The organism is Sphingomonas gei (assembly GCF_004792685.1).
Classification (GTDB): Bacteria; Pseudomonadota; Alphaproteobacteria; order Sphingomonadales; family Sphingomonadaceae; genus Sphingomonas; species Sphingomonas gei.
The window spans coordinates 232364-245195 of the sequence record NZ_SRXT01000002.1 but is presented as its reverse complement, the minus strand read 5'-3'; the positions used below and the strand labels follow the sequence as shown (position 1 = coordinate 245195).

Sequence of the window (12832 nt, the reverse complement as noted above, 5' to 3'; positions counted from 1 at the left end):
AGGCAGGGGCCCAGGGGTGCGAAGCAGCGGGATCGAACCCTAGAAGCGGTCCGGATCCGGCCCGAGGCGCCCGCCCAGATCATCCAGTGCATCGATCGCCGCGATATCCGCCGCTTCGAGCCGCACATCCCCGGCAGCCAGATTCGCCGCAAGCCGCTCGCGCGCCGAGGCCTTGGGGATCACCGCCAGCCCGTGGTGCAGATGCCAGGCGAGGATCGTCTGCGCGGGCGTGCAGCCCCGCGCCTCGGCGATGCCAACGATCGCCGGGTGTGCGAGCAACGTCCCCTGCCCCAGCGGCGCCCAGCTCTGCGTGAGGATCCCCTGTTCGGCGTGGAAATCGCGGAGCGCGCGCTGCTGGAAGCCCGGATGGAGCTCGACCTGGTTGAGCGCCGGCACCACGCCGGTAGCGTCCACGATCGTGCGCAGATGCTCGGCGGTGAAATTGGAGACGCCGATCGATTTGGCGCGCCCCTCCTCGTGCAGCCGGACCAGCGCCCGCCATGCCTCGATATATTTGCCGAGCGACGGCATCGGCCAATGGATCAGATAGAGGTCGACCTGTTCGCGGCCGAGTTGGGCGAGGCTGTTGTCGAACGCCCGCAGCGCCGAATCATAACCAAGCGAATCGCGCCACAATTTGGTGGTGACGAAGATGTCGTCGCGCCCGCTCAACCCTTCGGCGACGCCGCGCTCGTTGCCATAGAAAGCGGCGGTGTCCACCAGCGTATAGCCGACATCGACTGCCTCGCGGGTGATCCGCGGTGCCTCGGCATCAGGCACAAGATAGGTGCCGAAGCCGATCGCGGGGATCGCGCGACCGTCGTTCATCGTCAGCGTGGCGGGCATTGGCGGCTCCTCTGGCAGGCCGGCCCGTCTAGTCGGCCGTCGCCGCTTTCGCCAGCCGCCCGGCGATGCCACGCACCTTTTCCGCCCGGCCGGCGCGAACTTGTCGACCATCGCCCGATAGCGCGCCAGCGTTGCGGCATCGGCAAGGCCGCACCGCGCGCCCGGCGAGATCAGAGGCCGAGCGCCTGCCGCGTCTTCGAGCCGACGATGCCGTCGTCACCCAGATCGTGCGATCGCTGGAACGCGACCACCGCCGTCTTGGTCGCCGGACCGAAATCGCCATCGGGCGTGAGCCCGAGCTTCTTCTGGAGCAACACAACATCGGGGCCGTCGTCGCCCATCTTGAGCGTGCGCTGGATGCCGCCGTCGGTGCGCGACGGCGAAATCGCGTGCACCGTGTAAGCGGCAGCGAGCTTGGTATCGTAGCGGTTCTTGAGAAAGCCCGGGCCGTTATAGCCGCGGGCGAACCCCGCCCAGTCGCGTCGGCACAGTTCGTCGTCGAGCTTGTTGAGCTTCACGAAGCGGACGAAGGCGGCGAGGTGGTCGTCCTCCGAATTGGACATTCGGCGGCAGAAATCCTCCACGTCGGGCATGCCGAGCGAATCGTGGTGATAGCCCATGATCTGGAACGCGCCCCAGCTCGCCGATTCGAGCGCGGCCTTGCGATCGAGCGGGATCGCCTGGCCGAGCCGGTCATATTCGGCGGCTCCGCCCCTATAGCCGCCGGGCTCGCGCGAAGAGATTTCGGGGTGCGACTGATCGAACCTGCCGCCGGTGCGCTTGCTGAACACATGGCGTTCGAACAGGATTTTCGGACGCGTGTCGGGGAGAAAGCCGCCGCGGCTTTCGACATCGATCACGGCTTTGACGGCGGCGACGTCGCAGCCGATATCGTCGGCCGCCCGCTGGATGGCGTCGGGGCTGAAACGAGTCGCTGGTCCTGTAAATTCGGGCATCGCAGGCTCCTCATCGTGGAAGCTAACCGGCAGTTTCCGGAAGGATGCGATTCCCTGCAGATATTCTATCCGCAGCTTTGCGGAGAGGCAATTGCTTCTATTCGGCGATCAGCCCGGCAAAGCCCGGCAGTTGCGCCAGCGTCGCACCATTGACCGACTGGACGATCCGCCTGCCGCGCAGTTCCTCCGGCAGCGCGATCGGCTGCTCGCCGAGATTGAAGGCGCAGAACAATGTCTGACCCAGCGCCTTGCGTTCGAACGCCAGCAATGTCGCGCCGGCCTCGTGGATGTCGATCGACCCGGCCGTCAGCGCCGGGCTCGCATGGCGCAGCGCGATCAGCCGCCGTGTCAAATTGAGCAGCGAGTCCGTATCCTCGCCCTGCCGGTCGACAGCGAGTGCGGCATGGTCGGCGCCGAGCGGAAGCCAGGGCTGGCCGTGGGTGAATCCGAGCTGCGGCGCCTCGGCGAACCACGGCATCGGCGTACGCGCGCCGTCGCGGCTGAGCGTCAGCGGCCAATTGGCGATCGCCTCGGGATCGCGGAGATGCTCGAAGCCGATCTCGACCTGAGTAAGCCCCAGTTCCTCGCCATAATAAAGGAAGGCATTGCCGCGCAGCGACAGCAGCAGCAGCATCTTGAGCCGGGCAAAGGCATCGCGATGCTCGGGCCCGATCCAGCGGGACAGCGCTCGCGGGGCGTCGTGGTTCTCGAACGCCCAGCTCGGCCAGCCGATACCCGGGGCGTCCGGCCAGCCTTCGACCGCATCGCGGACCAATGCGGGGGTCAGCCGATCGGCGTAGAGAAAGTTGAAGCCATAAGCGCTGTTGAGCCGGGCCTCGCCCTCGGTGAACAGGTGCATCTCGGGCTCGGGCGCGGGGCCGCCGACTTCGGCTACGGTGAATCGTCCGCCGAGACTGTCTGCCAGCGCGCGCAATTTCTCGAGGAAGCGCGGGATATCGGCGTGGCTCTGGTTGTGGATGTGTTGTTGGAAGTCGAACGGGCGGGTGCGCGGCGCGCCGGTGTCGGGGGCGGGCGGGTTATCGCGCAGCGCGGGATCGTGCATCGTGAAGTTGATCGCATCGAGCCGGAAGCCGTCGACTCCGCGCTCGAACCAGAAGCGCGCGACCGCCAGCGCGGCGTCCTGCACCGTCGGATTGTGGAAGTTGAGGTCGGGCTGCTCGCGCAGGAAATTGTGCAGATAATATTGCCCGCGCCGCGCGTCCCACGTCCAGGCCGGGCCGCCGAACACCGATTGCCAATTGTTCGGCGGGCTGCCGTCGGGCTTCGCGTCGGCCCAGACATACCAGTCGGCCTTGGGATTGCTCCGGCTCGCGCGGCTCTCGCGGAACCAGGGATGCGCGTCCGAGCTGTGCGAATAGACCTGGTCGATGATCACCCGCAGCCCAAATTGGTGCGCGCGCGCGATCAGCGCGTCGAAATCGGCTAGCGTGCCGAAGATCGGGTCGACGTCGCAGAAATCGGCGATGTCGTAGCCGAAATCGCGCATCGGCGACGTGAAGAAGGGCGACAGCCACACCGCGTCGACGCCGAGCGACGCGACGTGATCGAGATGCGCGGTAACGCCCGCCAGATCCCCCACCCCGTCGCCGTTCGAATCGGCGAAGCTGCGCGGATAGATCTGGTAGATCACCGCTCCGCGCCACCATTCGCGCGTGTCGGCATCCGGATACTGGGCAAGCAGTTCGTTCATTGCGGCTTTCCGGCGGCGCAGACGGCATAGCCGAACGCAGGTACTGAAAGAGTGATGCTGCCCGGCGCGGTGGCGGTGGCGGGGCAGCTTCCGGCGAGCGCAGTGAACGCTGCGGATCCGGCGTCGACCTCGACATTGCCGGTCCAGGGCCGCGCGCTCGAATTGAACCCGATCAGCACTTCGCGCCCGTCGACGGGATCGAAGCGCGAGACGGCGAACAGCCCGGGCTTGTCGCCGGCGAAGCGCGTGATCTGCCGGCCCCGCGTCAGCGCCGGATGCGCGCGGCGAAGCTTCGCCAGCGTGGCGATCTCGCGGAACAGCGGATGATCCAGGTTGAAATTGGAAACGGCGTTGGCGCGGTCGGTGCCGAGCAATGAATTGTCGTTATAGACCGCGACCTTGCTGGCGAACATGTCCTCGCGGGCATCCTGGTCGCCGCCGTCGCCGATAAAGCCCTGCTCGTCGCCTGAATAGATCGTCGGCACCCCGCGCAGCAGCAGCAGCATCGCGTGGGCGAGGCGCGTGCGGGCGAGCAGTTCCGAAGGGCTCGCCTGCGGATTGGCCCTGCGGATGAACAAGGCGGCGCGGCCCTGATCGTGATTGCCGATGAAGGTCGGCAGCCTGCGCGCGGTCGCCTCACCGCCTTCGTAGAGCGAGTCGGCGGCGAACACCGCGGCGAGCCGGTCGGTCCCCGCTTCGCCCGCGCTCACTGCATTGACTGCGCGGGCGAAGGCGAAGTCGAGCACCGTCGGGAGCCGATCGACGCGGGTGTGGCGCGCCAGCGCCGAGGTATCGGGATCGGCGACTTCGCCGAAGATGTGGAAATTGGGAATCCCCCTGGCCTTGGCGCGCGCTTCGATCGCGGGGACGAAGGCCTGCCAGAATTCGGGGTTCACGTGGCGCGCGGTGTCGATGCGGAAGCCGTCGATCCCGCGGTCGACCCACTTCCCGAAAATCTCGATCATCCCGGCGATCACGCGCGGATGCTCGGTCATCACGTCGTCGAGCCCGGCGAAATCGCCCATCGTCGAACTCTCGCCGGCGAAGGTCGAGTTGCCGCGATTGTGATAATAGATCGGATCGTTGAGCCAGGCCGGGACCTTCGCGTCCTTCTCGCCCGCGGGCACGAACGGGGTGTAGGCGTAATCGGGGCGAGTCAGCCTGGCGAAGTTCTCCGGCGTCTGGACGCCGTCGCCCGCAAAACCGTCATTGATTGCCTCGCCGGCAAGCCCCCCCTTGCGGGCGTACGGAAACTCGGCGCGGCTGCGATAGCCGCAGTTGCCGCATTCCCGATACTGGATGACGTCGGCGGTGTGGTTGGCGATGATGTCCATATAGACCTTGATCCCGCGGGCGTGCGCCGCGTCGACCAGGGCCCTGAAATCGGCGTCGGTGCCGAAATGCGGATCGACTCGAGTGAAATCGGTCACCCAATAGCCGTGATAGCCCGCGGATTCGTGGCCCTTCGGCCCCTGCACCGGCTTGTTCCTGAAGATCGGCCCGACCCAGATCGCCGTGGCACCCAGCGCCTCGACATAATCGAGCCGCCGGATCAGTCCCTTGAGGTCGCCGCCATGATAGAAGCCCTTGGCCGCGGGATCGAACCCGGTGGCCAGCCGATCCCCGTTCAGCCCGCCGCGATCATTGGCGGTGTCGCCATTCTCGAAGCGGTCGGGGAGGAGGAAGTACAGCACTTCGTCCTCGGGCAGCCGGTCGCGAAAACTCTGCGCCGCGACGGGAGCGGCGAGCAGCGATGCGAGCAAGGCGAAGGCGGCGAGTTTCATGCGGCAATTTCCTCGCGCGCAGCGCAGTTCTGGCGAATGAAGGCAGCGTGATCGGGCATCTGCGCCGCTTCACGCGCAGCGAGCTTGCCCAGCAGATCGAGATATTCGGCGATCTCGGCGCGGCCCGGCCGGTCGGCGAGTGGGTGGTGACCCTCCGCCGCGACGCCCTGCCCGGCCAGCACCTGCAGCCACGCCACTTCGCTGAACAGGTCGCCTTCCTCGCGGACGATCTGCCCGGCGGCGCGCCACAATGCGATCTTGTGGGCGAGGCCCTCGGGCAGCGGCGTCTCGCGCCGGGCGCGCCAGAACGGCGCGTCGCGGTCGTTCGCCCAATAATGGAGGATCAGGAAATCGCGGATCCGATCCATCTCGCGGTCCGCCTGCCGGTTATATTCGGCGCGCTGCGCCTCGGCGATGCGGCGCCCGGGCAGCAGCTTGAGCACGCGCTCGACCGCCGACTGGATCATGTGGATGCTCGTCGATTCGAGCGGCTCGAGGAAGCCGCTCGCCAGCCCGACGGCGATGACATTGGCCCGCCAGAACGCCCGCCGCTTGCCCGCGGTGAAGCGCAGCGCCCGCGGTTCGTCAAGCGCGGGTTCGTCGAGATTGGCGAGGAGGTGCGCGGTGGCTTCATCGTCGGAGAGGTGCGCACCGGCATAGACGATCCCGTTGCCGGTGCGATGCTGGAGCGGGATCCGCCATTGCCAGCCGGCGGCGTGCGCAGTGGCGCGGGTATAGGGCGTGAAATCGGTCGCGCGGGCGCTGGGCACGGCCAAGGCGCGGTCGCACGGCAGCCAGTGCGACCAGTCTTCGAAGCCCACGCCCAGCGTTTCGCCGATGAGTAGGGCACGGAAGCCGGTGCAGTCGATGAACAGGTCGCCGGGGATCTTGGTGGTGTCGGTATCGCCCTGGGTTGATGCCCCCCCTTCCGTTCGCCCTGAGCTTGTCGAAGGGCAGCTTTCCGCAGGCGATGCGCTGGTGAAAAACGGGGCTTCGACAGGCTCAGCCCGAACGGGAGGTGGGCTCGACGCACTATATCGCCGCTCCAGCCGCAGCGCAGTGACATCGCCGCTCTCGCCGTCACGCAGGACCTCGACGATCCGCCCCTCGTGCCGCGTGACCCCGCGCGCCTCGGCATAGTGCCGCAGAAACCGCGCATAGAGGCCCGCGTCGAAGTGGAACGCGTACGGCATCTCCGGCAGCATCGCCGCAGTGCGCGCCGGCCCGCGCTGCATCCGGTTGGCGCGCGCCGCCGCATTGTTGAGCGAATAGGCAGCCAGCGGCTGCGCGACGCCTTCGTCCAATCCGCGCAGCCAGCTATGCTGGAAGGCGACCCCGCCCTGATCGCGCCCGACATCGCCGAAGGCGTGCATGTAGCGCCCGCCTTTCGTCCAGCCGACGAACTCGATCCCCAGCTTGAAGCTCGCCTGCGTCGCGGCGACGAAGGCATCCTCGTCGATCCCGAGCCCGGCATTGAATAGCCGGATCTGCGGGATCGTCGCCTCGCCCACGCCGACCGTCCCGATCTCCTCGGATTCGACCAGGGTCACGGCGAAGCCGGGGCCGAGGAACCGCACCAGAGCGGCGGCGGTCATCCACCCCGCGGTACCGCCCCCGGCGACGACGATGCGATAGGGTTCTCCGGACGCCACGCTAGTTTCTCCGAAAGCCGCGGCTCAGAATTTGTAGGTGATGCCGAGATAATAATCGCGGCCGTAGCGCTGATATTCGCGCACGAGCCGGGTATCGTCCGCCTCGGTGGTCACGAACGGCGCATCGGTGAGGTTCTTCGCCTGGGCGAGGATCGAGAAGCCGGCGAGCGGCCCGCTCTGGAACTCATAGCCGATCTGCGCATCGAGCACCCCCTCGGCCTTGCCCGTCCGGTATTCGGGATTGGCCGACAGGCCCGCCAGCTCGGCGAGGAATTCGTCGCGCCAGCGATAGGTGGCGCGCGCCTGGAAGCCGCCTTTCTCGAAATAGGCCGTCCCCGAGCCGATCCATTTCGACTGGCCCGGCAGGGTGACCGGGCTGTTGTTGGCATAGAGGATCTTGCTGTCGACATAGGAGCCGCTGGCGAAGATGCCGAAGCCGTCGAGCGCCTGGCTGAACACGCTGAACGGCAGCGACGCCGTCGCCTCGACCCCGAGGATCTCGCCGCGGCCGGTGTTGGCGGGCTGCGAGACCAGCCCGAATTGCGCGTTCTGCGCCACCACGATCGCGCGCTGCGCCGGCGGCAGCACCGAGAGCAAGGGCGAAAAATCGTAGAGCACGCTGTCGTTCGGATCGACGAAGTCGGTGAGGTGCTTGAAGAAGCCGGTCAGCGCCAGATAGCCGCCGCCGTGGAAATATTTCTCGAACGAGACGTCGATATTGCCCGATTTATAGGGCTTGAGCGCGAAATTGCCGCCGGTCGAGCTGAACGGGCTGTTCTGCGGCTGGCTGCCGGTGCCGATCTTGGCGAAATCGATATTGACTGCCTGGGTGATGCGCTCCTGGTCGAGCCGCGGGCGGACCATCGTCTGCGCCGCGCCGAGCTTGATGAAGAAACCGTCGTCGAGCTCGACGCTGAACGTCGCCGAGGGCAGGAAATCGGTATAGCTGGTCTCGCCCGCGACCGGCGAGGCGGTGACCACGCCGTCCTGCAGCGCGGCGATCGCGCCCGACGAGCCCTGCTTGGTGTGCACGACCTGCAGCCCAAGCGAGCCCTTGAGCGCCTTGCCGCCGACGGTGCCGTCGATCGCGAATTTGGCATAGCCGGTGAGCACTTTTTCGGTGATGACGTTGTCGCGGACCAGCGAGCCCGGGCGGCCGTCGAAATACGGCGCAAGCAGCGCATAAACCTTGAGCGGATCATAGGTCAGCATCCTGGGCACGCCGAGATAATCGAGCGAGACCTGCTCATCGAGCAACGCATCGGCGGGAACAGGCACGCTGAGCGGGGTGCCGCTGGCGACGGTGCAGTTCGTGCCGCCACCCTTGGGGCAGAGGAAGTACGACTTGTACCGGCTCTGCTTCTCGCGGCGGCTGTAATTCGCGCCGACTTCCCAGCGGCTGAAGATGCTGCCGCCGATCTCGCCGTTCAGGCTGGCGCGCAACGCCTTTAGATCGTCGGTGAAGTCGGGACGGTTGAGGAAGCCGGTCTGGACGACGGTCTCGACGCCGTTGAACCCCCAGCCGCGCGGATCGGTCAGGCTGATGATCCCGGTATTGGTGTAATCGAGCGTCGGCACGATGTCGTAGGTGCCGTCGCTGTTCTGCGAGATGTGGATCGTATCCTTTGCGCCCGACTGGTTGTAGCCAGTGCCCGAATAGGTCTCGAGCAGGAAATCGGTGCGCGTCGCGCGGCTCCAGCTCGCATCGACGACCAGGTGGATCGTGTCGCTCAGGCGCAGATCGTTGTTCCAGCCGAGCGACAGGTTCTTGGCGGTGCGCTTGTTGTAGTCGTTGCGCTGGACCCCGACGACATTGGTCAGCGTCGCTTCGGTGACCAGCCCGTCCTGGACGGTGTAGCCCGGCTGGATCACCGCATTCGAGCCCCAGGTCGGCGCGATCGGGAATTCGATGCCGCGCAGCCGCTGGACTTCCTCGAAATTCGAATAGAGCGCGTCGAAGGTCGAGTGGAAATTCTCGCTCGGCACCCATTCGACCGTCGCGACGCCGCCATAGCGCTTGAGCACGCTCGACTGGACATAGGGCTTGGCGCCACCGAGGAAATGATTGCCGCCGGCCAGCGGCTCCGCCGGGAAGCCCCAGGCGGCGTAGCGCTCGTTCTGGGTGGGGGTACTCTGCGCCGAGACGCCGATCGCGATGCCCAGCGTGTCGTTCGCGAACTTGTCGACATAGGTCGCCGAGCCGCGATAGCCATAGCGGCTGCCGTCCGGATTGAGCTTGTCCTTCTCGTTCATCTGGCCGCGCGCCGAGACGACGAAGGCGCGCCGCGAATCGAGCGGACGCAGCATGCGCAGGTCGACCGTCCCGGCGATGCCCGCGGCGACCAGCGACGCGTCGGCCGACTTGTAGACATTGACGGTCTTGAAGAATTCGGACGGATACTGATCATATTCGACGCCGCGATTGTCGCCGACGGTGACCTGCTCGCGGCCGTTGAGCAGGGTCGTGGAGAAATCGGGGCCGAGCCCGCGGATCGACAGGCGCTGGTCGCGGCCCTCGAGCCGCTGCGCAGTGACGCCGGGGAGGCGGGCGAGCGAGTCCGCGATCGAGACGTCGGGCAGCTTGCCGATATCCTCGGAGGAAACCGAATCGACGATCATCGCCTCGTTGCGCTTGATGTTCGCCGATGATTGCAGCGAGGCGCGGATGCCCGAAACGACGATCTCTTCATTATCCTGCGCAGGCTGCGCGTCCCCTGCGGTCGCGTCCTGTGCAAATGCCGGCGCGGCAAAGCTCGCCAGTGCAAGCGCTGCGACAAGTGCCTGAGCGCTCACCCCAAGCGCCACACGAGTGGCCGTGCGGCCACGATCATTGCTGGTCAAAGTCCATCTCCCCTAAACTGCGCTCCTCCAGCTCTGCCGGCTGGTCGTTTTCGGATGCGCACCCTGTGTCGCGCAAAAGGCTGCGCGTCGTCGCCGCGCCACTTCTTCCGAAACACCCGGGTTCGACCAGCCGGCCACATACGTATTCAGTGGCGATACCTGCCTGGGGCGGCCGATTTGCCGCGCTCGCGGCGTTGACGCAGCGAACGATCTGCGCTGTCTGCATATTATGCGAAGCGGCACAGACCGCGCGCAGGGAAGGGAGAGCCGGGGCATGCAGCGCAAGCCGACTTCGTTCGACATCGCCCAATTGGCGGGCGTCTCGCAACCGACGGTGTCCCGGGCGTTGCGCGGCGAGCTTGGAGTCAACCCGGCGACCCGGCTGCGCATCGAATCGATCGCCAAGCAGCTCAATTACCGCGTAGACAAGGCCGCCTCGAACCTGCGCACCCGCCATTCGCGGACCCTGGCGCTGCTGTTCTTCGAGGACCCGACTGCGGATGATTCGCTGATCAATCCCTTCTTCCATTCGATGCTCGGCTCGATCATCCGAGCCTGCGCCCAGCATGACCATGATCTGCTGATCAGCTTCCAGCAGCTGTCGAGCGACTGGCACAATGATTACGAAGATTCGCGCAAGGCCGATGGGATCATCCTGCTCGGCTATGGCGATTACGAGCTCTATCGCAGCCGGCTGCGCGCGCTCGAGGATGCCGGCACCCATTTCGTGCGCTGGGGCTCGGTCCAGTCCGAGGCTTCGGGGCTGACGGTGGGCTGCGACAATCGCGGCGGCGGGCGCGACGCGACGCAGCATCTGCTTTCGCTCGGGCGGCGCAACATCGCTTTTCTGGGCAGCGCGTCGAGCCATTATCCCGAATTCCACGATCGTTATCGCGGGCATCTCGCGGCGCTCAAGCAAGCCGGCGTGATTCCGCGGCCGAAGCTGCAGTTCGACGCGATTACCACCGAAGAGTCCGGCGCTGCGGCGGCCAACGCACTGCTCGCCAGCGGCGAGAAATTCGATGCGATCCTCGCCGCGAGCGACCTGATCGCGATCGGCGCGATGCGCGCGCTCGCCACCGCCGGGCTGCAGATTCCCGAGGATGTCGGTGTCGTCGGCTTTGACGACATCCCGGCCGCCAGCTCGGCCAGCCCGCCGCTCACCACGGTGATGCAGGACCCCCGGCTCGCCGGGCGCAAGCTGGTCGAAACACTGATCGGCCGCATCCGCGAACAGCCGGTGGGGTCGGCGCTGCTGCCGACGCGGCTGGTGGTGCGCCGGTCCTGCGGCTCGTGAGCGGATCTTCTATCCCCCTCCCTGAAAGGGAGGGGCGCTTGAGCGCCGAAAAACCCCGCCAGTCCTTTGCCGGGCTGTGGAACATCAGCTTCGGCTTCTTCGGCATCCAGATCGGCTTTGCGCTGCAGAATGCCAATATGAGCCGGATCTTCCAGACCTTCGGCGCCAGGATCGACGATCTGCCGTGGCTGTGGGTGGCGGCACCGCTCACCGGACTGCTGATCCAGCCGGTCATCGGGCATCTGAGCGACCGCACCTGGCTCGGCCGGTTGGGGCGGCGGCGCCCCTATTTCGTCGCCGGCGCGATCCTCGCGGCGCTTGCCCTGGTGTCGATGCCGCTCGCGCCTTTCCTGCTGTTCGCCGCGGTGATGCTGTGGGTGCTCGACGCGTCGCTCAACATCTCGATGGAGCCGTTCCGCGCGTTTGTCGGCGACATGCTGCGCAAAGACCAGCACGCCGCCGGCTATGCCGTGCAGACCGCCTTCATCGGGGCCGGCGCGGTGGTCGGCTCGATCTTCCCCTGGGCGCTCGAGCATCTCGGCGTATCGAACCACGCGGCCGGCAGCGCGATACCGGACACCGTGCGCTACGCCTTCTGGTTCGGCGGCGCGGCATTGTTCCTCGCGATGCTGTGGACGGTGGTCACCACCCGCGAATATCCGCCCGACGAGATGGCCGCCTTCGAAACCAATGCGCCCGAAGCGCAAAGCCATTCCGCACTTGCCACGCGCAATTACGGGTCGAGCGCGATTTGGATCGTCGCCGGCGCGATCATCGTCTGGGCGGTCGGCGCCGCCGCGCTCGAGAAGGAAGTCTATCTGCTCGGCGGCCTGCTGATCGCGTACGGCATCGCCAGCGGGATCGGCATCGCACTCGCGCGATCCGGCGCGGCGAGCAACATGCTGAGCAGCATCGTCGGCGATTTCTCGGGGATGCCCGAATTGATGAAGCGGCTGGCGTTGGTCCAGTTCTGCAGCTGGTCGGCGCTGTTCATCATGTGGATCAACACGACGCCGATCGTCACCCAGGTCTTTTTCGGTGCGGCAAGCGCGGCGAGCCCGCGCTACCAGCAGGGGGCAAATTGGGTCGACCTGCTGTTCGCCACCTATAACGGCACCGCCGCAATCGCCGCCCTGACCCTCCTGCCCTCTCTCGCCGCGCGGATCGGGCAGGCGCGTACCCATATCGTCGGGCTGCTCTGCGGCGCGGCGGGCTATGCCAGCTTCTTCGCGATGCCCGACGCGCGCTGGCTGCTGCTCAGCGAGATCGGCATCGGGATCGCCTGGGCGTCGATCCTCGCAATGCCCTATGCGATCCTCGCCTCGAGCCTGCCGCAGCAGAAGCTCGGAATCTATATGGGGCTGTTCAACGTCTTCGTGGTGGTGCCGCAATTGCTCGTCGCCACGGCGATGGGATCGATCATGAAGCGCTTCTTCCCCGGCGAGCCAATCTGGACGATGGCGTTCGCCGCCGTGACTCTGCTGCTCGCCGCGCTAGCGATGACTCGGGTCGACCGGCTGACGCGCGAGCCTCCAGCGGAACGACGATCGCCGCTAAAGGGTTTGTCCGGATAGCGAAACCGCGGCCCGCTTCCTATGTTGCGCTATGGCGGTGCCGGTTTGCTCTCCTTTCACCATTCGTCGCTATCGTTACCGGATTCGTCGCATCCAGCTGTTGTCGGGCTTTGAGCCGAGTCGCGGTCGCCGCATGCTGGAAAAGGCGCAAGGGGCTGCATTGGTGCGTAA

The 12832-nt window shown here is 66.4% G+C and carries 8 protein-coding genes; 2 read left to right on the top strand and 6 right to left on the bottom strand.

All coding sequences use genetic code 11. The annotated features are described in order from the left end of the window. Window positions 1-39 precede the first annotated feature (39 nt). The 6 genes from E5A73_RS05205 to E5A73_RS05180 form a co-directional block, all read right to left on the bottom strand. Complete coding sequence (locus tag E5A73_RS05205) at window positions 40-846, bottom strand: aldo/keto reductase (RefSeq protein ID WP_135962742.1); 807 nt, start codon at window positions 844-846, stop codon at window positions 40-42. 170 nt (window positions 847-1016) lie between these two features. Next, window positions 1017-1802, bottom strand: a complete 786-nt coding sequence (locus E5A73_RS05200; RefSeq protein ID WP_135962741.1) for an N-acetylmuramidase domain-containing protein — start codon at window positions 1800-1802, stop codon at window positions 1017-1019. A gap of 97 nt (window positions 1803-1899) precedes the next feature. Then, entirely contained in the window at window positions 1900-3513 is a 1614-nt protein-coding gene (locus E5A73_RS05195) for an alpha-amylase family glycosyl hydrolase (protein WP_135962740.1), read from the bottom strand. Next, complete coding sequence (locus E5A73_RS05190; protein WP_135962739.1) at window positions 3510-5297, bottom strand: alpha-amylase family glycosyl hydrolase; 1788 nt, start codon at window positions 5295-5297, stop codon at window positions 3510-3512. The genes E5A73_RS05195 and E5A73_RS05190 overlap by 4 nt, the downstream gene beginning before the upstream one ends. Continuing rightward, entirely contained in the window at window positions 5294-6949 is a 1656-nt protein-coding gene (locus E5A73_RS05185; protein WP_276605804.1) for a tryptophan halogenase family protein, read from the bottom strand. The genes E5A73_RS05190 and E5A73_RS05185 overlap by 4 nt, the downstream gene beginning before the upstream one ends. Window positions 6950-6973: 24 nt before the next feature. Then, window positions 6974-9742: a TonB-dependent receptor gene (locus E5A73_RS05180; RefSeq protein WP_240700040.1), complete on the bottom strand. Its 2769-nt coding sequence runs from the start codon at window positions 9740-9742 to the stop codon at window positions 6974-6976. Window positions 9743-10064: 322 nt separating this feature from the next. Here E5A73_RS05180 and E5A73_RS05175 point away from each other — a divergent pair, with 322 nt between their 5' ends. After that, window positions 10065-11087 (top strand): LacI family DNA-binding transcriptional regulator, encoded by a 1023-nt coding sequence (locus tag E5A73_RS05175; RefSeq protein WP_206366386.1) that lies wholly within the window; start codon window positions 10065-10067, stop codon window positions 11085-11087. 38 nt (window positions 11088-11125) lie between these two features. Then, window positions 11126-12661 carry an MFS transporter gene (locus tag E5A73_RS05170; protein WP_135962737.1) on the top strand — a complete coding sequence of 512 codons (1536 nt, stop codon included), beginning with the start codon at window positions 11126-11128 and terminating at the stop codon, window positions 12659-12661. Window positions 12662-12832: the final 171 nt, after the last annotated feature.

What these genes read in the sequence shown, in the direction of transcription:
- E5A73_RS05205 (WP_135962742.1), bottom strand. Translation starts at nt 846, where the DNA reads ATGCCCGCCACGCTGACGATGAACGACGGTCGCGCGATCCCCGCGATC.
- E5A73_RS05200 (WP_135962741.1), bottom strand. Translation starts at nt 1,802, where the DNA reads ATGCCCGAATTTACAGGACCAGCGACTCGTTTCAGCCCCGACGCCATC.
- E5A73_RS05195 (WP_135962740.1), bottom strand. Translation starts at nt 3,513, where the DNA reads ATGAACGAACTGCTTGCCCAGTATCCGGATGCCGACACGCGCGAATGG.
- E5A73_RS05190 (WP_135962739.1), bottom strand. Translation starts at nt 5,297, where the DNA reads ATGAAACTCGCCGCCTTCGCCTTGCTCGCATCGCTGCTCGCCGCTCCC.
- E5A73_RS05175 (WP_206366386.1), top strand. Translation starts at nt 10,065, where the DNA reads ATGCAGCGCAAGCCGACTTCGTTCGACATCGCCCAATTGGCGGGCGTC.